The sequence below is a fragment of the Thermosynechococcus sp. NK55a genome (genome assembly GCF_000505665.1).
Classification (GTDB): domain Bacteria; phylum Cyanobacteriota; class Cyanobacteriia; order Thermosynechococcales; family Thermosynechococcaceae; genus Thermosynechococcus.
The window spans coordinates 1,698,329-1,715,750 of sequence record NC_023033.1; the positions used below are offsets into that span (position 1 = coordinate 1,698,329).

Sequence of the window (17,422 nt, forward strand, 5' to 3'; positions counted from 1 at the left end):
TGGGGGATATGACCCATGAAACAGCCGCAGATTCTCAAAATTACCCGCAAAGCTGCCAGTCTTAAACAAAAGCAAAAGCAGCAGTCATCTCCTGTAGCGCTTGATGTAACAGCAACAACGGTAGCCTCTGAATCCGTCGTTGAGGTAGCCGCCAGCGATCGCGACAGTGCCCAGGGGCGTCAACATTGGTGGAGTGAACGCTGGATAGGTGTGCTGGAGTCCTTTGGCTGGCGACGGCGCCTAGAGCGGGCACGCAATTATGTGCGGGAGGGTCGAGTCCTAACCTTAGAGTTCAAGGGCAACCAAGTTCATGCCCAAGTGCAGGGCACAGCTCCCGACCCCTATCACGTCAAACTGCATTTGGATGCCTTTAGTGAAGAGCAGTGGCAATATGCCATTGACGGCATGGCACAAAAAGCCTTCTATGCCGCGAAGCTCCTGGCGGGTGAACTGCCCCCCAGCATTGAAGAAGTCTTTACCCAAGCTGGACTGAGTTTATTTCCCTTTACGAAATTTGACATCCATAGCCGCTGTACTTGTCCTGACCCAGTCAATCCCTGCAAACATATTGGCGCGGTCTATTACTTGTTGGGACAGTACTTCAACGAAGATCCCTTTCTACTCTTTCAATTGCGGGGCAAAACCAAAGAGGAGATTCTCCAACGCCTGCGCCACTATCGGGCAACAGCGACCACCCCCTCGATGGTGCCTACCCCCCCACCCCTCTATGAGCCGCCGAAAACCGATGCTCGCTTTTGCCAATATCGCCAACCCCTACCTCCAGAGTTAGTGGTGCTGGTCCCCAGTGGCCAACCCCATGGGGTGCTTTCAGTCTTACCCCCCTTTCCCCACGAGGTTTCCAGTGAAGTAGCACAGTTAATGGCCACCCTAGAGCAGATGTACAGCAGTGCCAGTCTTGCCGCCTGTCGCTTGGCCATGAGTGAACCCCCTGGAGTAGCAAGTGACCAATGAGACCAAGCCAGTATGACGGTTACAGCGAAAGTCTTAAACATGGTCTCAAAGTAGAGGCCGTTTTCCTAGAATTGGCCCGCAAGCAGGGATTCCAAGTTCACCACACCAGCGAAGCTGCTGATATAGCTAGGTTGATCGCCCCCCTCCAGTTGGCCAACCTATGAAGGCCCTAAAAAATAAAAAATATCAGGGCAAATATCCTGCCCTCCTGGTCGAAACCCATCTTCCCCTTCCGAGCAATGGCGAGGGGCTCAACCCCCAGCAGATTTGCCCTTTTGCCAAATAAATTCAAGCGGTTACATCCCCTTAGCCCAGCGATCGCCCAACCTGTCAACAATATCCACCATTTCTGAATTGCTCCAACCCGCCAGTAAATGGCCAGCAATGGCACAGCCCCCCGCACCCACGCCTTCCTTGACAAATCCCTGTTCATAGGCCCGCAGGGCAGAGTGACGGGATGAGCTGAAGTCAAGTTGAGTGTAAATGAGTGGACACTGGACACGCTCAGCCAAGCGGTGAATCTGAGCCGTTTGGTCTTCAATCAGCCAACGAGTTGTGCCCACCACAATTTGTTCCGGATGCCAAGGAAGCTGACGCCACTGGGCGATCGCCCGCCCAAACGCATAGACTGCGATCATTTGCGATCCCCCCGCCAGCAAAACACCACAGGTTTGACTGGCCCGCAGGGCCATAGCAGCGACCACCACCTGCATTGGATCGCCAATGGCCGCTACACAGGTGAAGGGGTTTGCCTTAGGAGGGAGATGGGCCAGCCCCTTTTGAACGAGTGACCACTTTTGGGTATGGTTGCTTTGGCGATGGCTACTGCCGACACAATCGCGAGCGGGGATGCCCAGGCTTTCACAGAGGGCAAGGGCAGTGGTTGTGCCCGCCACGACGCATTCAGCAATGATTAGCCATGGATATTGGCTGCTGAGCTTGGCACCCCAAGACCATCCCTGTTCCCAGAGGTGCGCTACCATTTGCGCTGTCATCGCCTGACCCGTGGTTAGGCAGCGAGCTGGTGTGCCCCCCAAATCAATCATCTCGGGCAAACGCGGTAGGGGTAAACCCGCATCAAAGACGTAAAGGGGCAACGCCAAAGCCTCAATGAGGGCACGACTAATCAGGGCCGGGGAAGCACCCGCCGCCAGGGGCGGTAGGGCATAGTGGTAGTGGGGTTGAATGCCTCGCAGGAGGAACTCACCATCGGCCAAGGCGGTGATTTGGCGATCGCCGGCGGTTTGACCCGCTGCCGAGATCCCGGGAATTAATGCCGTCTCTGTAAATCCAAGAACACAGACTAGGGCAGGAAAGTCTTGGTGCTGGCGGTGGCGATCGCGCCAAGCACCCGCGATGGATTCTCCAGTTGCAACGCCAATCATCCTAAGCGAACCGACTGACAATTCCCGACCACTGCACCTGCTTGCGGTGTTCACGGCGATAGGAGAAAAAGAACTCAGCATCCCGAAACGTACAGTGGGGACACAGGGCAATTTGCTCCTCCTTTAGCCCCAATTGCAGCAATTGCAAGCGATTCACGCGGGCCACATCCACCCGCAGTCGCTGAGGATCAGCGTCAAGAAAAACAACCTCTGCATCTAGGGCAGCGAAACGCTGGTAGAGATCATCGCGCTCAGTGGTTTCTGTCACCCCCTCAAGAATAGTCTGCCCCAAGGCACGGGCAACATTCAGCCCCACTTGATAGACCTCACCGCGAATAGCAGGCCCCATGGCAATCCGTAAATTGGCAAGATGACTGCCCAATGCCTGCATCTGCTGGAGCGTGGCCCTAGAGATTTGGCTTGCTGTCCCCCGCCACCCCGCATGAATGGCTGCGACTCGGCCACTGGCGACATCGGCAATCAGCAAGGGTACGCAGTCGGCACTACAAACCCAGAGGGCTTGTTCAGGCTCTGTGGCCACAAGCGCATCAGCTTCCAAGCGCTGATCACAGGCTAAAATTTCTGCTGCCAAAGCAACGCGATGACCATGCACCTGTTGTGTTCGCAGCGGTGTTGCTATTGTTCCTAGGGCTGCGGTGAGGGTGCTGAGGTCTTGTCCTTGCCAATCGCGAGTAAAAAAGCCGTGGGGAAACTGCTGCAAGAGATCGCAGGTGAGAAAGCGCCCAAGGTCAGTGGTGTGCCAGTGCCACATTGTCAGATTGGTCAGATTGGATCAATGGTTTTCTAAGGTATGGATAACCAACGGGCGACTCACCATTCCAATGTATCCTTGTTTTTTAATCTGACTGATGCGGTTTATCGGGGAGAAAGTCCTCAATGGGATCTAAGCAGCGGGGGGCAAGTCAAAGAGAACTGTAGTCATATAGCGTTCTGCCCAAGCGCTGCCAAAGGCTTTTTCAAGCACACGGCGCGTTTTGTCGTTTTGCTGTTGCTGATGGCAGTACTGCTGCTGCCCGGCAATGACAGCCTCTGGCTGATCCGTAGGTACAGCCTGCTGGCTCAGTTGGCAGTGGAGGGTGAGGTACTCACCAATGCGATTTAGAAATTGCTGTTCCTCCGTTTCTCCCTGTGGCCGAATAAAAATGCAAAAAGGCGAGAAGATATGCCCCCAAGGGGGCAACTCACGCGGTTGACTAAAGGTGAGCTTCGGCAAAGCACTTAAGGCGGCGGTGTAGGCCGCGGGCAACTGACCCGTCACAGGGGAAAGATCCACAATCGCAGCACTTATTTGCCCGCGGCCACCGACGAGATCGCAGCCAAACATAGGTAGGTCGTAGCGCGGCTCTGGAAACATGACGCAGTGCAAAATGTCCAAACTCTCCCCTACCCGTGCCAATTCAAGGTGGAGCTTGCGAAAGGGAGGGGCTTGGTAGCAGTGGTTCTCAATCGTTAGCCGTTCCCCTTCCAGTTTACCCTCGACATAACCGAAATCTTCAGGCAGGGCGTAGGGTGCCAAGGGAAGGAAAGCCTGCCAAATCGCTTCAATGCGATCGGCGAGCCGCTGAATCAGAGGATGTTGGTGTTGACGCACAGACATAGCCTTGATTGTAACCCAAGTCTAGGCCGCTTGCGAGGGAGCGATCGCCCCCGCTAAACTAACCAAGAGTCTAACAGCCGAGAGATTATGCCAACTCCACTTACGACGGCCATTGACCCAAAGCAACTTCAACAGGCGATTCGCGCTAGCCAAGACTTTCTCTTTTCGCAACAATATGCCGAGGGCTACTGGTGGGCGGAATTGGAGTCCAATGTAACCATGACCGCCGAGGTAATCCTGCTCCACAAAATCTGGGGCACCGAACAGCGGTTACCCTTGGCCAAAGTGGAACAGTATTTACGCAACCAGCAGCGAGATCACGGCGGTTGGGAACTGTTTTATGGCGATGGTGGTGATCTCAGCACCAGTGTTGAGGCCTACATGGGACTGCGGCTCTTGGGCGTTCCCGAAACCGATCCGGCCTTGGTGAGGGCACGGCAATTTATCCTTGTCCGCGGTGGCATTAGCAAAACCCGCATCTTTACCAAACTGCACCTTGCCCTCATTGGCTGCTATGACTGGCGGGGGATTCCCTCCCTGCCTTCTTGGATCATGCTTTTGCCAGAAGGTAGCCCCTTCACCATTTATGAAATGTCCAGTTGGGCACGCAGCAGCACGGTGCCACTGTTGATTGTCATGGATCGCAAGCCGGTTTATGCGATGGACCCGCCCATTACCCTCGATGAACTCTATGCCGAAGGGCGGGCAAACGTGGTCTGGGAACTGCCCCGCCAAGGCGACTGGAGTGATGTTTTTATTGGCCTCGATCGCCTCTTCAAGCTCTTTGAAACCCTGAAGATTGATCCCCTCAGAGAACAGGGGCTCAAGGCTGCTGAGGAGTGGGTGCTGGAGCATCAAGAACCCAGTGGCGATTGGGGCGGCATTATTCCGGCAATGCTCAACTCCCTATTGGCGTTGCGTGCCCTTGACTATGCTGTTGATGACCCCATTGTGCAGCGGGGGATGGCAGCAGTGGATCGTTTTGCCATTGAAACAGAGACTGAATATCGCGTGCAGCCCTGTGTCTCTCCGGTTTGGGATACCGCCTTAGTGATGCGAGCCATGGTGGATTCAGGTGTTGCTCCCGATCATCCCGCCCTTGTCAAAGCTGGCGAATGGCTGCTCTCCAAGCAAATCCTTGACTATGGAGACTGGCACGTAAAAAACAAAAAGGGGCAGCCGGGGGGATGGGCCTTTGAATTTGAGAATCGCTTCTACCCCGATGTGGATGATACCGCAGTAGTGGTGATGGCCCTCCATGCCGTGACCCTGCCCGATGAAAACCTAAAACGGCGAGCCCTTGAGCGGGCAGTCGCTTGGATTGCCTCAATGCAGTGTCGGCCGGGGGGCTGGGCGGCCTTTGATGTGGACAACGACCAAGATTGGCTAAATACCATTCCCTACGGCGATCTCAAGGCAATGATTGACCCGAATACTGCTGATGTCACGGCACGGGTGCTGGAGATGGTGGGGCGGTGTCAGGTGGCCTTTGACAGTGGTGCCCTCGATCGCGCCCTTGCCTACTTGCGCAATGAGCAGGAACCGGAAGGCTGTTGGTTTGGCCGCTGGGGGGTGAATTACCTCTATGGCACGAGTGGGGTTTTGGCGGCCCTCTCCCTTGTGGCTCCTCCCTACGATCGCTGGCGTATTCGCCGTGCCGCTGAGTGGTTGGTGCAGTGTCAAAATGCCGATGGCGGCTGGGGTGAAACCTGCTGGAGCTACAATGACCCTTCCCTCAAGGGCCAAGGGGATAGCACCGCTTCCCAAACCGCTTGGGCCATTATTGGCCTTTTGGCCGCTGGCGATGCCACGGGGGACTACGCTGCAGAGGCTATTGAAAAGGGAATTGCCTATCTTCTTGAGACGCAGCGCCCAGACGGCACATGGCATGAGGATTACTTCACTGGCACCGGCTTTCCCTGCCACTTTTACTTGAAGTACCACTACTACCAGCAGCACTTTCCACTGACAGCCTTGGGCCGTTATGCCCGCTGGCGCAATCTTTTAGCCAGTTAGTTGAAACTAAAAGAAACGCAGTTGTTGCTGATAGGCCAAGGTATCGGTGCCACAGAGGGGTTGGGGGGTAACCACGCATTCATTGCTGAGGCCAGAGCGGATTAAATTTTCGGCAATTAACTGGCGATCGCGGGGAGCAGGGTGTGTACTCAAAATCGTCGGCGGCGCCCCTCCCTCCCGTTGCAACTTCCCGAGAAAGGTCACCATGGCCCGTGGATCGTAGTTGCTGCGGACCAATAGCCCCAACCCATAGCGATCAGCTTCTAGTTCCTGCTCACGACTGCGGGGACGCCGAAAAGCTAGTTCCATAGCTATTTGTAGCCCGCGATCGCGATCCAAGCCTGCTGCTGTCATTAAGCCCTGGGCGATCGCCATTTGTTGCAGTTGACGAATCACATGGCGCTGATCGATATGGCCAATTTCGTGGGCAATGACACTGGCTAGTTCCGCCTCATTTTCTGCCCGCAGCACTAGCCCTGTCGTGACATAGACAAAGCCCCCCATCGTCGCATAGGCATTTACTTGGGGGTCTTGAATGATGTGAAATTGATAGGGCAACCCTCGACGTTCGCCGACATTGACCAAGCGCGTACCAATGCTATTCACATAGTTTTGAGCAGCGGGATTCCGAACCAGGCGCATCCCTTGCCGTAGCATCTGCTCATGGATCTGTTGCCCCAAAGCCACCTCTTGGCGGGGCGAGATATTGGATAGTTGGATGACCTGAATTCCCTGCAGCAGCAACCGCTGCCAGAGATGTTGTGCCTGTACCGCAACGGGATGGCAGGCGATCGCCACCCCACAGACCAAACTGGCAAAGAGGAGAAACCAACGTTGTTTTTTCACGGCCCATGCTTCGCGTAAAGTCCACACCCACGCCTAGCGGCTACTTGCCCCCTTTCGACCCCTCGATTTTAGACATTGTTCCCAAGGCTTAATGTGGTTTAATCTCTGGCACCCGTAGCCCCTTACTGGCCAGCCACTCTGGGTTGAAGAGCCGCGATTGATAGCGGGAACCCCCATCGCACAGCACTGTGACAATTGTGTGGCCGGGGCCGAGTTCCTTGGCTAGACGTACCGCTGCCGCCACATTAATGCCCACGGAGCCCCCCATGAAAAGGCCATCGTAGTGCAGCAGTTGATAAATGATTTCCAGGCACTCTGGATCCTCAATTTGAATCGCATCATCGATGGGAGCGCCTGCTAAGTTTGCTGTAATGCGGCTATTGCCAATGCCTTCAGTGATTGAACTCCCTGTGCTACTGAGGGTACCCGTTTTTACATAGCTATAGATGGCACTGCCCATAGGATCGGCAATCACAGTGCGAATGGCGGGATTTTTTTCCTTGAGAAACAGGGCTACACCTGCATAGGTGCCCCCCGTGCCAGTGGCTGCTACCCACGCATCAATTCGGCCATCGGTCTGCTCCCAGATTTCAGGGCCAGTGGTTTCGTAGTGGGCTTGGCGATTGGCAAGGTTATCGAACTGGTTCGCCCAGATGGCATTCTCCATCTCAGCAGCAATACGGCCAGAGAGCTTCACATAGTTATTGGGGTCTTTGTAGGGCACGGCAGGAACAGGGCGCACCTCGGCACCTAGGGTACGCAACAGGTCAATTTTTCTTGGGATTGGGTATTAGGAATCACAATCAGGCACTTGTAGCCCTTGGCATTGCAGATGTGGGCTAGGCCAATGCCGGTATTGCCAGCTGTGCCCTCGACCACTGTACCGCCGGGTTTGAGAAGGCCTTTTCTTTCAGCATCTTCAATAATGTAGAGGGCAGCTCGATCCTTGACGGAGCCACCGGGGTTGAGGAACTCCGCTTTACCAAGAATTTCACAGCCCGTCAGGTCACTAAAGTAATTGAGGCGAATCAGCGGCGTCTGCCCGACGGTGCCGACAAAACCCTGTTTAATATTCATGCCGTCGTTGTTTTAAGTTGACTGAATACTTTTATGGTAAAAGGCTTTGCCGCCAGAATTCCCCTCAGGGAGAGCGATCGCCCAGTGTCCCTTTGGCATTCACCTTTGCTATGATTGGAGATCCCTGGAGAGGTGGCAGAGTGGTTGAATGCGCTTGACTCGAAATCAAGTTTAGGGTAACACCTAACGGGGGTTCGAATCCCCCCCTCTCCGTTGATAGCCCCGATCAGAAGTATGGAATCTACAAGAAACTTAACATCCCCAGTGACGAGTCGCTCTGACTGCCAATCAAAGCGCCAATGCCCTATCGGGCACCCACGACCCTTTTTTCTAGCCTCTTAACTTCTGCCCTTCAAGATCAAAGCCTTGTTTTACCTTCTCGGCAACATTCACATGGGTTAGGTTCTCTTCTTTGCTTGAAGTTCACCGCCAATACCTCTTTGCAACAGTGAATCAGGATTTTGGCCCACCTAGTACGAATTAAGATCGCACCTTGGCGCTCTTGCCCAGTTCTGGTTTTAGCCACAGCCATTCCTGTTGTGTTTTGCTCTCATCCCCAAACACCAACAAAAGGGATTTGCTGTCGTCCAGCAGTTGGCGATCGCGCTTCACCCGAATTGACCGCGCTGGAATTTCCGGCCTAATACATTGATAGACAATAAATAATAAAGATAGATAATAAAGCCCCATTTTTGGGAAATAGACACCACCTCGAAAGCGTGACCGTCAATCTCCAAGGGCGGTGTGGCGCGATCGACTGTATCCCAGCCCAGTTCTTCAATAAACAGAGACCCAAAATCAAACTTTTGGAGATACTTTTGGGCGCGTTGCCAATTCAGTGGCATCTTAGATTAACTCAAACAGGGTTCAAATCAGTGGGAAAGTCAGGATCAAACAGTTGCTCGGATTCTATAAATAACGCTCAATCAAGGCTATTGGCATTGAATAGCCATGTATCCTTCATTTGAAAGAATGCTTTTTTGAGATGAATGGCATTGACTGTCCTGTATGGTCTTCCCAAGATTAAAAGGGTTTCCACAGCTCTACTCCATCTCGCTGATCAATCCCCTGCAAGAGGACCTTGACCACTTCATCGCGAGCTGTGGGCAGCACTTTACCAGTAAAGTCAGGGTGAATCGGCAATTCTCGGTGCCCGCGATCGATGAGTACCAATAACCAAATGGCATTGGGGCGACCGTAATCATGGACGGCATTGAGGGCAGAGCGAATCGTGCGACCACTAAAGATAACGTCATCCACCAAAACCACAATCCGCCCGGAGAGATCCACTGGAATCAGGGTCCGACGGGGGGTACGCGGTCCAATGCGATCCAAGTCATCGCGATAAAACGTGATATCCAACTCACCAATGGGGAGGCTCACGCCTTCCAGTTGTTCAACGTGTTGTCCTAGGAGCTTGGCAAGGGGAACCCCACGGGTATGAATCCCTAGCAACACTAACTTGTCGAGGGCATCGCGAGCCTTTTCCACCACTTGGGAAGCTAAGCGCGTTACAGTGCGCCGTAAATCATCGGCACTTAAAATTTCAACGACTTCACCAGCCATGGCCGTCACAGTAGGGAATTCCAAGATTCTAGCGAAATTCCCGCAAAAAGAGACCCTACGCCAAGCGGGTAGGGCCAAAGACGCAGTTAGGAGGTATCTTGCTTCCCTACGATACTGCCGACATTTTGAGGTGGCCAAAGCTTTTACCAATTCTTTAGATTTAGCGCAATTAATTGTTACAATACACGAGAAACTGTTACTTGGGATACCAAATTTTACGGCTACTTTCTAGAATGGGCGGGGAAATGGGTTTGACCGTTGCCAGCCTGTGCAACTCTCCTGAAAAAGACTGCGGGTGGCTCGCTCCTATGCTGCTCCGTTACCCTAAAAACTAGGAAAGAATTCTTGAGAAATTGGGCAATGACCAGCACTCCCTTCCGTATTCATGCTCCCTTTGAACCCACGGGAGATCAACCCCAAGCAATTCAAAAACTGGTTGCCGGGGTACAGGCAGGACATCGCTTCCAAACGCTGCTAGGAGCAACGGGTACAGGCAAAACCCACACGATCGCCCGCGTTATCGAGGCCCTTGGTCGCCCCACCCTGGTTTTGGCGCACAACAAAACCCTGGCGGCGCAACTGTGCAATGAACTGCGCTCATTCTTTCCAAAAAATGCTGTTGAGTACTTTATCTCCTACTACGACTACTATCAACCGGAGGCCTACATTCCCGTTACCGATACCTACATCGAAAAAAGTGCCTCTATCAATGAGGAAATTGATATGTTGCGCCACTCCGCCACCCGCTCCCTCTTTGAACGGCGGGATGTGATTGTGGTGGCCTCCATTAGCTGCATCTACGGTTTGGGAATTCCCGCAGAGTACCTAAAGGCCGCGATTCCCCTCGAGGTGGGCAAGGAAACGGATCTGCGGCAACTGCTGCGGCAGCTCGCAACCATTCAATACACTCGCAACGATGTCGAACTGGGGCGGGGGCGCTTCCGCGTAAAAGGGGATGTGCTTGAGATTGGTCCTGCCTATGAGGATCGCATCATTCGCGTTGAGTTCTTTGGGGATGAAGTTGAAGCGATTCGCTATGTCGATCCGCTGACGGGGGAAACCTTGCAAAGTCTGCAACGCCTGAATATCTATCCCGCGAAGCACTTTGTCACCCCTGCTGAACGCCTGGAAGCAGCCTGCGTTGCCATTGAAGCGGAACTCCAAGCCCAGGTGGCCAACTTGGAAGCCCAAAATAAACTCCTTGAGGCACAGCGTCTGAGTCAACGTACCCGCTATGACTTGGAAATGCTGCGACAAGTGGGCTACTGCAATGGTGTGGAAAACTACTCACGCCATCTCGCAGGTCGGGCAGCGGGGGAACCGCCAGAGTGTTTAATTGATTATTTTCCTGAGGATTGGCTCTTGGTGGTGGATGAGTCCCATGTAACGGTGCCGCAGATTCGCGGTATGTACAATGGCGACCAAGCCCGCAAAAAAGTGCTGATTGATCACGGCTTTCGCTTGCCCAGTGCGGCGGATAATCGCCCCCTGAAGCCGGAGGAATTCTGGCAGAAGGTGCAGCAGTGCATTTTTGTTTCGGCCACGCCTGGGGATTGGGAATTGGCGGTGTCCACACAGGTAGTGGAGCAAATTATTCGTCCCACGGGGGTTGTAGATCCAGAAATTTTTGTCCGCCCCACCCAAGGGCAAGTGGATGATCTGTATGGGGAGATTCGCTTGCGGTGCGATCGCCAGGAGCGGGTGCTGGTGACCACCCTTACGAAGCGGATGGCGGAGGATCTAACTGAGTACTTCCAAGAGCGGGGGGTACGGGTGCGCTATCTGCACTCAGAAATCAATGCCATTGAGCGTATTGAGATTCTCGAAGCCCTGCGCCAAGGGGACTTTGATGTCCTGATTGGGGTAAACCTGCTGCGGGAGGGATTAGATTTGCCGGAGGTGTCCCTGGTGGCGATCCTTGACGCGGATAAAGAAGGCTTCCTGCGGGCGGAGCGATCGCTCATTCAAACCATTGGCCGCGCTGCGCGGCACGTACGCGGACAGGCGATTCTCTATGCAGACACCCTCACAGAGAGTATGCAAAAAGCCATCCAAGAAACTGAGCGCCGCCGCGCCATTCAACTGGCCTACAACCAAGCCCACGGCATTACCCCCCAGCCCATTGTCAAGAAAACCAGTAACGCCATCTTGGCCTTTTTGGATGTGTCTCGCCGCCTCAACGCCGAGTCAGTGTCCGTCTTATCTTCCCAAACCCTACAGGAACTGAGCCTAGAGGATATTCCCCAACTGATCCAAGACCTTGAGGCGAAAATGAAGGCGGCTGCCCAAGAATTGGCCTTTGAGGAGGCTGCCCGCTACCGCGATCAAATTAAGCGTTTGCGCGATCGCCTGGTGGGGCACCCCTAAAATTATGAACTTTTGTAATAGTTCGCAACAGTCCGTAAACGGGAGCGAAGGCAGGGAAACCCTAGCGTGGTAAGCTAAGTACGATTTTAGATCCGCACAACTTCGGCTGGCGTTCGGGTTGACGCTAGTTTTACCAGTTCTAGGAGTAAAAAACCTATGCGTGATGCCGTCACCACACTCATTAAAAACTATGACTCCACCGGTCGCTACCTCGATCGCGATGCTGTTGACAGGTTACGCTCCTACTTTAATTCCGGTGCGGCACGGGTGAAGGCGGCAGCAGTGATCAATGCCAATGCCGCCGCCATCGTTAAGGAAGCGGCTTCTGCCCTCTTTACAGAGCAGCCGGAACTGATTCAACCCGGCGGCAACGCCTACACCACACGCCGCTACGCCACCTGCCTACGGGATATGGACTACTACCTGCGCTATGCCAGCTATGCCATTGTGGCCGGGGATGTGGATGTCCTCAACGAGCGTGTCCTCGAAGGTTTGCGGGAAACCTACAACTCCCTTGGCGTGCCCATTGGACCAACGGTGCGCGGCATTCAAATCATGAAAGAGATTGTGCGCGATCGCGTGGCTGCTGCTGGCATTGAAGACACCAGTATTGTTGAACAGCCCTTTGACTACATGTGCCGCCAACTCAGTGAAGTGAATATCTGAATATCCGAGGTTGGCTAAGGTAGAAGACTCTGTAACAATAGAGGGCGGTGGCGCCGGCGATCGCCCCTCTCTATTTCCGATGCAGCAGTGATGAAGATCCGCATTGGCAATGGTTACGACATTCACCGGCTGATTCCGGAGCGTCCCTTGATTTTAGGCGGCATCAGGCTAGAGCACGCCTTCGGACTCTTGGGACACAGCGATGCCGATGTCCTCACCCATGCAATTATGGATGCCCTCTTGGGTGCCCTCAGCCTTGGGGATATTGGTCATTACTTTCCCCCCAGTGATCCGCAGTGGGCAGGGGCAGATAGTCAAGTGCTGCTGGCAAAAGTGGCCGCGCTCATTGCCGAGCGGGGCTGGCAGGTGGGCAATATCGATGCTGTTGTGGTGGCGGAGCGTCCGAAGTTGAAACCTTACCTCGATCAGATGCGCGATCGCCTAGCAACCACCCTAGGGATTGATCGCGACCAAATTAGTATCAAAGCCACCACCAATGAAAAATTAGGGCCTGTGGGACGTGAAGAGGGCATTGCTGCCTATGCGGTGGCGCTCCTGCAGTCAGAAATGTAGGATAACCCCTAGGTAACATACAGGCTGTAGTGAAAGTCCGTTTGCTCACACTGGCTTTGCTGGAGATTGGCATGGCGAAAATTCGCCCAGCGACAGATGGCATGACTGAGGTTGGCACGCACAAAAAGGGCGTGGGAAAAATACCCCCGCGTCAGCCCCGCATAGGCTAAGTTGGCCCCATAGAAGTTGCAGCGATAGGCCTGAACCCCCTCAAGGGAAGCCCGCACCAATTGCGCAAACCGCAGCGTTGCTTCATTGAGGCTAGCACCCATCAACAGGGCAAAGGAAAAGTCGCTAGCTGCCGCGCGGACATGGCTGAGATCCGCTTCGCACCAATGGCTGTGGCGACAATCCGCCTGCTCAAGGGTGGCCCAGGAGAAATCGGCATAGCTAAAACGGGCGTACTGCAAGTTAGCCAGTTGAAAATTTGCCCGCTGGGCAGTGGCGCGATCGCCCACAGTTTTTAAGAACAACGCCCCTCGGCAATCCGCATCATTGAAGTTAGCCGCCGTCAGATCCGCTCCATGCAAATTGGCAAAGCGCAAATCTCCCTGGGCAAGGTTCACCTCCCGCAGACAGGCACCGCTGAGATTACAGCCCCGCAGGTCATAGCCCCGCAAATCCATACCCGTAAGATTCATTTCGCTGAAATCTACAGTAAGCTGAGGATAAATTCGCCGCCATTCGTTCCACAGGTGTTTTCCCCCCCGCAGGCGATCGCTCACTACCGGATTTAAGTGCCCTTTGATCATCATTCTTGCCTTGAGATTCCTCACATTTCGTTATCGTGGCACGAAATTTGATAGAATTTCGTCTATGTAGCCCTATCGCTGACGAAAGGAGAATGGGTTTGAAACAAGCAACCCTACATCAGCTTAAGGTTTTTGAGGTCACTGCTCGCCACGGCAGTTTTACCCGAGCTGCCGAGGAACTCTTTCTGACGCAGCCCACCGTCTCGATTCAAATGAAGCAGTTGACCCGTGCCGTTGGTATGCCCCTCTTTGAGCAAGTGGGCAAACGGCTCTATCTCACGGAAGCTGGCAAGGAACTGCTGGCCACCTGCCAAGACATCTTTGAACGCCTTGAGCGCTTTGAAATGGCCGTTGCCAATCTCAAGGGTCTCAAGCAGGGACACCTGCGGCTGTGTGTGATTACCACGGCCAAATATGTGATTCCTCGGCTGCTGGGGCCCTTTTGCCAGCGCTATCCAGGGATTGATGTGGCGTTGACCGTCACCAACCACGAGCAGGTGGTGGAGCGTATCCGAGGTAATATGGACGATCTCTATATCCCCAGTTGCCCGCCAGACAATGTGGATGTGGAGTGCCACCGCTTTTTGGATAATCCCTTAGTGGTGGTTGCCCCCAGTCACCATCGCCTCAGTGGCCGCAGTAAAATCCCGATCCAAGAGCTGGCGGGAGAACCCTTTATTATGCGGGAGCAGGGATCGGGCACCCGCCAAGCTGTGGAGAAGCTCTTTGCGGAGCACGGTGTGCCAATTAATATCCGCCTTGAACTGGGGAGTAACGAGTCCATTAAGCAGGCGATCGCCGGTGGCTTGGGAATTTCTGTCCTGTCTCACCACTGCTTGGCCCTGGATCGCGAGTCCAGCCAGTTGACGATTCTCGATGTCGAACATTTCCCGATTCAGCGGCACTGGCATCTGGTCTATCCCGCTGGCAAACAACTGTCGGTGGTGGCCCAGGCCTTCTTTGACTATGTGTGTACCGAGGGACGGGAGATGATTGAATCGAGTCTCACCTATCCCGGTGGGGCGGCGCCGGCCAGGGAACTCAACCCCGTCTAGTATGGCAACCCTCGAATTTCTTGCCTTTCCCGATCCACCGATCGCGGCAGATCACACCCTCCTGTTGCTCCACGGTTGGGGGGCCAATGCCGCAGACTTGATTTCCCTTGGTCCGTTGCTGGCTCCCCGCGCTCAAATCTACGCAGCGGCAGCCCCCTTTCCCCATCCCTATGTGACTCAAGGGCGGATGTGGTATGACCTGAGTCAGCACAATGCCCTCAGTGGCTCATTACTGCTCGATGAGCGAGCCACGGATCTAGCCACCAGCGAAGCGGCACTGCGGGAGTGGATTGCCAGCTTGCCCATTGACCTCAATTGCACAATTTTAGGGGGATTCTCCCAAGGGGGAGCCCTGACATTGGCGGTGGGCTTAACCTTGCCCTTGGCGGGGTTATTAGTCTTTAGCGGCTATTTAGTCCGGCCCCCAGGGGTGACAGCCACCTCGCCGCCGGTGCTGATGATCCATGGCACAGCGGATCCTGTGGTGCCCTTTGCCAGTGCCCAAGCCAGTTGGCAGGCCCTGCAAACTGCGGGAGTGAAGGGAGCATTTCATGCCCTACCGATGGCCCATGAAATTAACGGGGAGGCGATCGCGATCGCTCGCCAGTTTATCGAGAAGACCCTGCCTAAAATGAACTCAGACTGAGTAACCCATAGGCAAGCAAAGCGCTACCGATCGGAACGGTCAGATTATCAATCCCTCGCCAAGCAATCAGTTCCAAGAGGGTTGCACCCACACCCACTAAAGGGGCAATCCAGAGGGACGCCAAAGCGGCAATGGGGATGAGGGAGAGGGCCGCGACCAAAGTACTCACCCAAAACATTGTCAGAGTTCCTTCCCAGCTTTTACTGGTTACCGGCAAGGGATGGCGTCCCCAGTTCATTCCCACAAGGGCAGCCAAGCCATCGCCCCAAGCCATCACTAAAATTCCCAGAACCGCCAGTTCCGGCAGCGTCTTCCAAAAGAGCGCCATTAATGTGCCAATACTCACCGCATAAAAAAAGGTGCCCCAGCTTTGTCGCCCCACGCCACTAATACTGGGAAAGATCGGCACGCGATACGACAGCAGTGTCACTATACCAGCGATTGCTGCGGCTACAATTCCCCAACTCGTGGGTACCCCGAGGGCGTAGGCAATCAGGATGACTTGACCTGCGCCAATGTGAACCACTTTCCGTGACCATTCCTTGGCGTTGGGAAACCAAGCGTGGATCAGTTCTGCAATTAACAGCACCAAGCCCAGCCAACCTGTGACCCAAATTCCTGCCCAGAACATTGTCATTGCTATCCTCAGTGAACGGTTGCTCCTTACTTTGTCTACTGGGTCTGCTGGGCAAAAAACTGGGTCACAATCTCAAGGATGCGATCGCTAGCATGACCATCGCCAAAGGGATTAATCGCCGTTGCCATACGGTTGTAGGCCACTGGATCCGTCAGCAGTTCAATTGCTGCTGCTGCAATCCTATCCGCAAAGGTACCCACTAGTTTAGCGGTGCCAGCGGTGACCGCTTCCGGCCGTTCAGTGGTTTCCCGCAACACCAGTACTGGTTTGCCGAGACTAGGGGCTTCCTCTTGTAGGCCACCGGAATCCGTGAGTAGGAGGGTTGATCCCTTCATCGCCGCCACCAGGGTGGGATAGTCCAAGGGCTCCGTAAGAAAAACACGGGGATGGTGTCCCAAATAGGCTTTGAGGGGTTCACGCACCGTGGGATTGCGATGCAGGGGCAAGAGTAAGGCAGTATCGGGAAGGGTGTTTAAGATCCTCAGGAAGCCATTGGCAATGTCTTCTAGGGGGGCACCCCAGTTTTCACGACGGTGAACGGTGGCAAGGAGGACACGGTATTGTTCCCAGTCAAGGCCGGGGACAGGGCACACCGGTTGGCGATCGGCCACCTGCAGCAGAGCATCAATGACAGTATTGCCCGTCAGGTGAATGGTACCCGTGACCCCGGCGGCCTGAAGATTCTTGACAGCTTGTGCCGTAGGGGCAAAATGCAACTGCGCCAATTGGGAAATGAGACGGCGGTTGGCTTCTTCTGGATAGGGATGATAGAGATCGTTAGTGCGTAAGCCCGCTTCCACATGACCGACAGGGATTTGCTGATAAAAGGCGGCAAGGGTAGCGGCAAAGGCCGTTGTCGTATCCCCCTGTACCAAAACAAGACGGGGCAGGAGTTCTTGGTAGAGTTGCTCAAGGCCTTGGAGGGCACGGCAGGTAATTTCAGTCAGGGTTTGCTTTGGCTGCATAATGGCTAAGTCCCGATCTGCCCGTAGGTCAAACAGTGCCATCACTTGATCCACCATCTCGCGATGCTGTCCAGTGAGAACAACGTACGGGGCAAACAGGGGCGATCGCTGCAAGACTTGAATAACCGGTGCCAATTTGATTGCCTCCGGACGCGTACCCAACGTAATGCAGATCGGGATTGGGGAAGCAATCATAGCCGTCTAAATACCAAAAATAGTAAAAACAGTACTTTTAGTGTACCGAGAAGGAAGTGTCCAAAAGTCAAAACAAAAAGTCAAAA

Annotated in this window: 17 protein-coding genes, 1 tRNA gene and 1 pseudogene; 8 read left to right on the forward strand and 11 right to left on the reverse strand. The window is 54.2% G+C overall.

The window, feature by feature from the left end; genetic code table 11:
- Positions 1–15: 15 nt before the first annotated feature.
- On the forward strand, positions 16–972 hold the full coding sequence (locus tag NK55_RS08255) for an SWIM zinc finger domain-containing protein (protein ID WP_024125293.1): 957 nt from the start codon (positions 16–18) through the stop codon (positions 970–972).
- A gap of 296 nt (positions 973–1,268) precedes the next feature.
- Here NK55_RS08255 and cobT read toward each other — a convergent pair whose 3' ends face one another.
- The 3 genes from cobT to NK55_RS08270 all read right to left on the reverse strand — a co-directional run bounded on the left by cobT (position 1,269) and on the right by NK55_RS08270 (position 3,975).
- A complete protein-coding gene (cobT, locus tag NK55_RS08260; protein WP_024125294.1) occupies positions 1,269–2,357 on the reverse strand; it encodes a nicotinate mononucleotide-dependent phosphoribosyltransferase CobT in 1,089 nt (362 codons plus the stop codon).
- Position 2,358: 1 nt separating this feature from the next.
- A complete protein-coding gene (gene pgeF, locus NK55_RS08265; protein ID WP_024125295.1) occupies positions 2,359–3,129 on the reverse strand; it encodes a peptidoglycan editing factor PgeF in 771 nt (256 codons plus the stop codon).
- 132 nt (positions 3,130–3,261) lie between these two features.
- Entirely contained in the window at positions 3,262–3,975 is a 714-nt protein-coding gene (locus NK55_RS08270; protein WP_024125296.1) for a phycocyanobilin:ferredoxin oxidoreductase, read from the reverse strand.
- Between the two features lie 87 nt (positions 3,976–4,062).
- Between NK55_RS08270 and shc the strand changes: the two genes are divergently transcribed.
- A complete protein-coding gene (gene shc, locus NK55_RS08275) occupies positions 4,063–5,991 on the forward strand; it encodes a squalene--hopene cyclase (protein ID WP_024125297.1) in 1,929 nt (642 codons plus the stop codon).
- A gap of 6 nt (positions 5,992–5,997) precedes the next feature.
- On the opposite strand, the gene NK55_RS08280 is transcribed toward shc, so the two are convergent.
- Together NK55_RS08280 and NK55_RS08285 are read right to left on the reverse strand one after the other, a co-directional pair.
- Positions 5,998–6,837, reverse strand: coding sequence for a M48 family metallopeptidase (locus NK55_RS08280; RefSeq protein ID WP_024125298.1), 840 nt, complete (start codon positions 6,835–6,837; stop codon positions 5,998–6,000).
- A gap of 88 nt (positions 6,838–6,925) precedes the next feature.
- Positions 6,926–7,914, reverse strand: a pseudogene (locus NK55_RS08285) (cysteine synthase A).
- Positions 7,915–8,040: 126 nt separating this feature from the next.
- Here NK55_RS08285 and NK55_RS08290 point away from each other — a divergent pair.
- A tRNA-Ser gene (locus tag NK55_RS08290) sits at positions 8,041–8,127 on the forward strand.
- A 267-nt stretch (positions 8,128–8,394) separates the two neighbouring features.
- On the opposite strand, the gene NK55_RS14050 is transcribed toward NK55_RS08290, so the two are convergent.
- The 3 genes from NK55_RS14050 to pyrR all read right to left on the reverse strand — a co-directional run bounded on the left by NK55_RS14050 (position 8,395) and on the right by pyrR (position 9,480).
- A complete protein-coding gene (locus tag NK55_RS14050; RefSeq protein WP_255325238.1) occupies positions 8,395–8,526 on the reverse strand; it encodes a hypothetical protein in 132 nt (43 codons plus the stop codon).
- Positions 8,523–8,759, reverse strand: a complete 237-nt coding sequence (locus tag NK55_RS08295; RefSeq protein WP_041429166.1) for a hypothetical protein — start codon at positions 8,757–8,759, stop codon at positions 8,523–8,525. Before NK55_RS08295 ends, NK55_RS14050 begins: the two co-directional genes overlap by 4 nt.
- A gap of 178 nt (positions 8,760–8,937) precedes the next feature.
- Entirely contained in the window at positions 8,938–9,480 is a 543-nt protein-coding gene (gene pyrR, locus NK55_RS08300) for a bifunctional pyr operon transcriptional regulator/uracil phosphoribosyltransferase PyrR (protein ID WP_024125299.1), read from the reverse strand.
- A gap of 360 nt (positions 9,481–9,840) precedes the next feature.
- Here pyrR and uvrB point away from each other — a divergent pair, with 360 nt between their 5' ends.
- From uvrB to ispF, 3 genes are all read left to right on the forward strand, one after another.
- Positions 9,841–11,847, forward strand: coding sequence for an excinuclease ABC subunit UvrB (uvrB, locus tag NK55_RS08310; protein WP_024125300.1), 2,007 nt, complete (start codon positions 9,841–9,843; stop codon positions 11,845–11,847).
- Positions 11,848–12,003: 156 nt separating this feature from the next.
- Positions 12,004–12,513 carry an allophycocyanin subunit beta gene (gene apcB, locus NK55_RS08315; RefSeq protein ID WP_024125301.1) on the forward strand — a complete coding sequence of 170 codons (510 nt, stop codon included), beginning with the start codon at positions 12,004–12,006 and terminating at the stop codon, positions 12,511–12,513.
- A gap of 90 nt (positions 12,514–12,603) precedes the next feature.
- Positions 12,604–13,086, forward strand: coding sequence for a 2-C-methyl-D-erythritol 2,4-cyclodiphosphate synthase (gene ispF / locus NK55_RS08320; RefSeq protein WP_024125302.1), 483 nt, complete (start codon positions 12,604–12,606; stop codon positions 13,084–13,086).
- Between the two features lie 8 nt (positions 13,087–13,094).
- Here the strand turns inward: ispF and NK55_RS12465 are convergent, their stop codons facing one another.
- A complete protein-coding gene (locus tag NK55_RS12465) occupies positions 13,095–13,841 on the reverse strand; it encodes a pentapeptide repeat-containing protein (protein WP_024125303.1) in 747 nt (248 codons plus the stop codon).
- A gap of 95 nt (positions 13,842–13,936) precedes the next feature.
- Here NK55_RS12465 and NK55_RS08330 point away from each other — a divergent pair, with 95 nt between their 5' ends.
- Together NK55_RS08330 and NK55_RS08335 are read left to right on the forward strand one after the other, a co-directional pair.
- Positions 13,937–14,893, forward strand: a complete 957-nt coding sequence (locus NK55_RS08330) for a LysR family transcriptional regulator (protein ID WP_024125304.1) — start codon at positions 13,937–13,939, stop codon at positions 14,891–14,893.
- A gap of 1 nt (position 14,894) precedes the next feature.
- Positions 14,895–15,539 (forward strand): alpha/beta hydrolase, encoded by a 645-nt coding sequence (locus tag NK55_RS08335; RefSeq protein WP_024125305.1) that lies wholly within the window; start codon positions 14,895–14,897, stop codon positions 15,537–15,539.
- Here NK55_RS08335 and NK55_RS08340 read toward each other — a convergent pair.
- Entirely contained in the window at positions 15,520–16,176 is a 657-nt protein-coding gene (locus NK55_RS08340) for a diacylglycerol/polyprenol kinase family protein (RefSeq protein WP_041429172.1), read from the reverse strand. The two genes, NK55_RS08335 and NK55_RS08340, sit on opposite strands and share 20 nt — an antisense overlap.
- Before the next feature lie 35 nt (positions 16,177–16,211).
- Positions 16,212–17,336, reverse strand: a complete 1,125-nt coding sequence (gene wecB, locus NK55_RS08345; protein WP_024125307.1) for a non-hydrolyzing UDP-N-acetylglucosamine 2-epimerase — start codon at positions 17,334–17,336, stop codon at positions 16,212–16,214.
- Positions 17,337–17,422: the final 86 nt, after the last annotated feature.

Coding starts and splice junctions, on each gene's coding strand:
- ispF (WP_024125302.1), top strand. CDS start 12,604: ATGAAGATCCGCATTGGCAATGGTTACGACATTCACCGGCTGATTCCG.
- NK55_RS08270 (WP_024125296.1), bottom strand. CDS start 3,975: ATGTCTGTGCGTCAACACCAACATCCTCTGATTCAGCGGCTCGCCGAT.
- NK55_RS08335 (WP_024125305.1), top strand. CDS start 14,895: ATGGCAACCCTCGAATTTCTTGCCTTTCCCGATCCACCGATCGCGGCA.
- uvrB (WP_024125300.1), top strand. CDS start 9,841: ATGACCAGCACTCCCTTCCGTATTCATGCTCCCTTTGAACCCACGGGA.
- pyrR (WP_024125299.1), bottom strand. CDS start 9,480: ATGGCTGGTGAAGTCGTTGAAATTTTAAGTGCCGATGATTTACGGCGC.
- NK55_RS08255 (WP_024125293.1), top strand. CDS start 16: ATGAAACAGCCGCAGATTCTCAAAATTACCCGCAAAGCTGCCAGTCTT.
- apcB (WP_024125301.1), top strand. CDS start 12,004: ATGCGTGATGCCGTCACCACACTCATTAAAAACTATGACTCCACCGGT.
- NK55_RS08295 (WP_041429166.1), bottom strand. CDS start 8,759: ATGCCACTGAATTGGCAACGCGCCCAAAAGTATCTCCAAAAGTTTGAT.
- NK55_RS12465 (WP_024125303.1), bottom strand. CDS start 13,841: ATGATGATCAAAGGGCACTTAAATCCGGTAGTGAGCGATCGCCTGCGG.
- pgeF (WP_024125295.1), bottom strand. CDS start 3,129: ATGTGGCACTGGCACACCACTGACCTTGGGCGCTTTCTCACCTGCGAT.
- shc (WP_024125297.1), top strand. CDS start 4,063: ATGCCAACTCCACTTACGACGGCCATTGACCCAAAGCAACTTCAACAG.
- wecB (WP_024125307.1), bottom strand. CDS start 17,336: ATGATTGCTTCCCCAATCCCGATCTGCATTACGTTGGGTACGCGTCCG.
- cobT (WP_024125294.1), bottom strand. CDS start 2,357: ATGATTGGCGTTGCAACTGGAGAATCCATCGCGGGTGCTTGGCGCGAT.
- NK55_RS08340 (WP_041429172.1), bottom strand. CDS start 16,176: ATGACAATGTTCTGGGCAGGAATTTGGGTCACAGGTTGGCTGGGCTTG.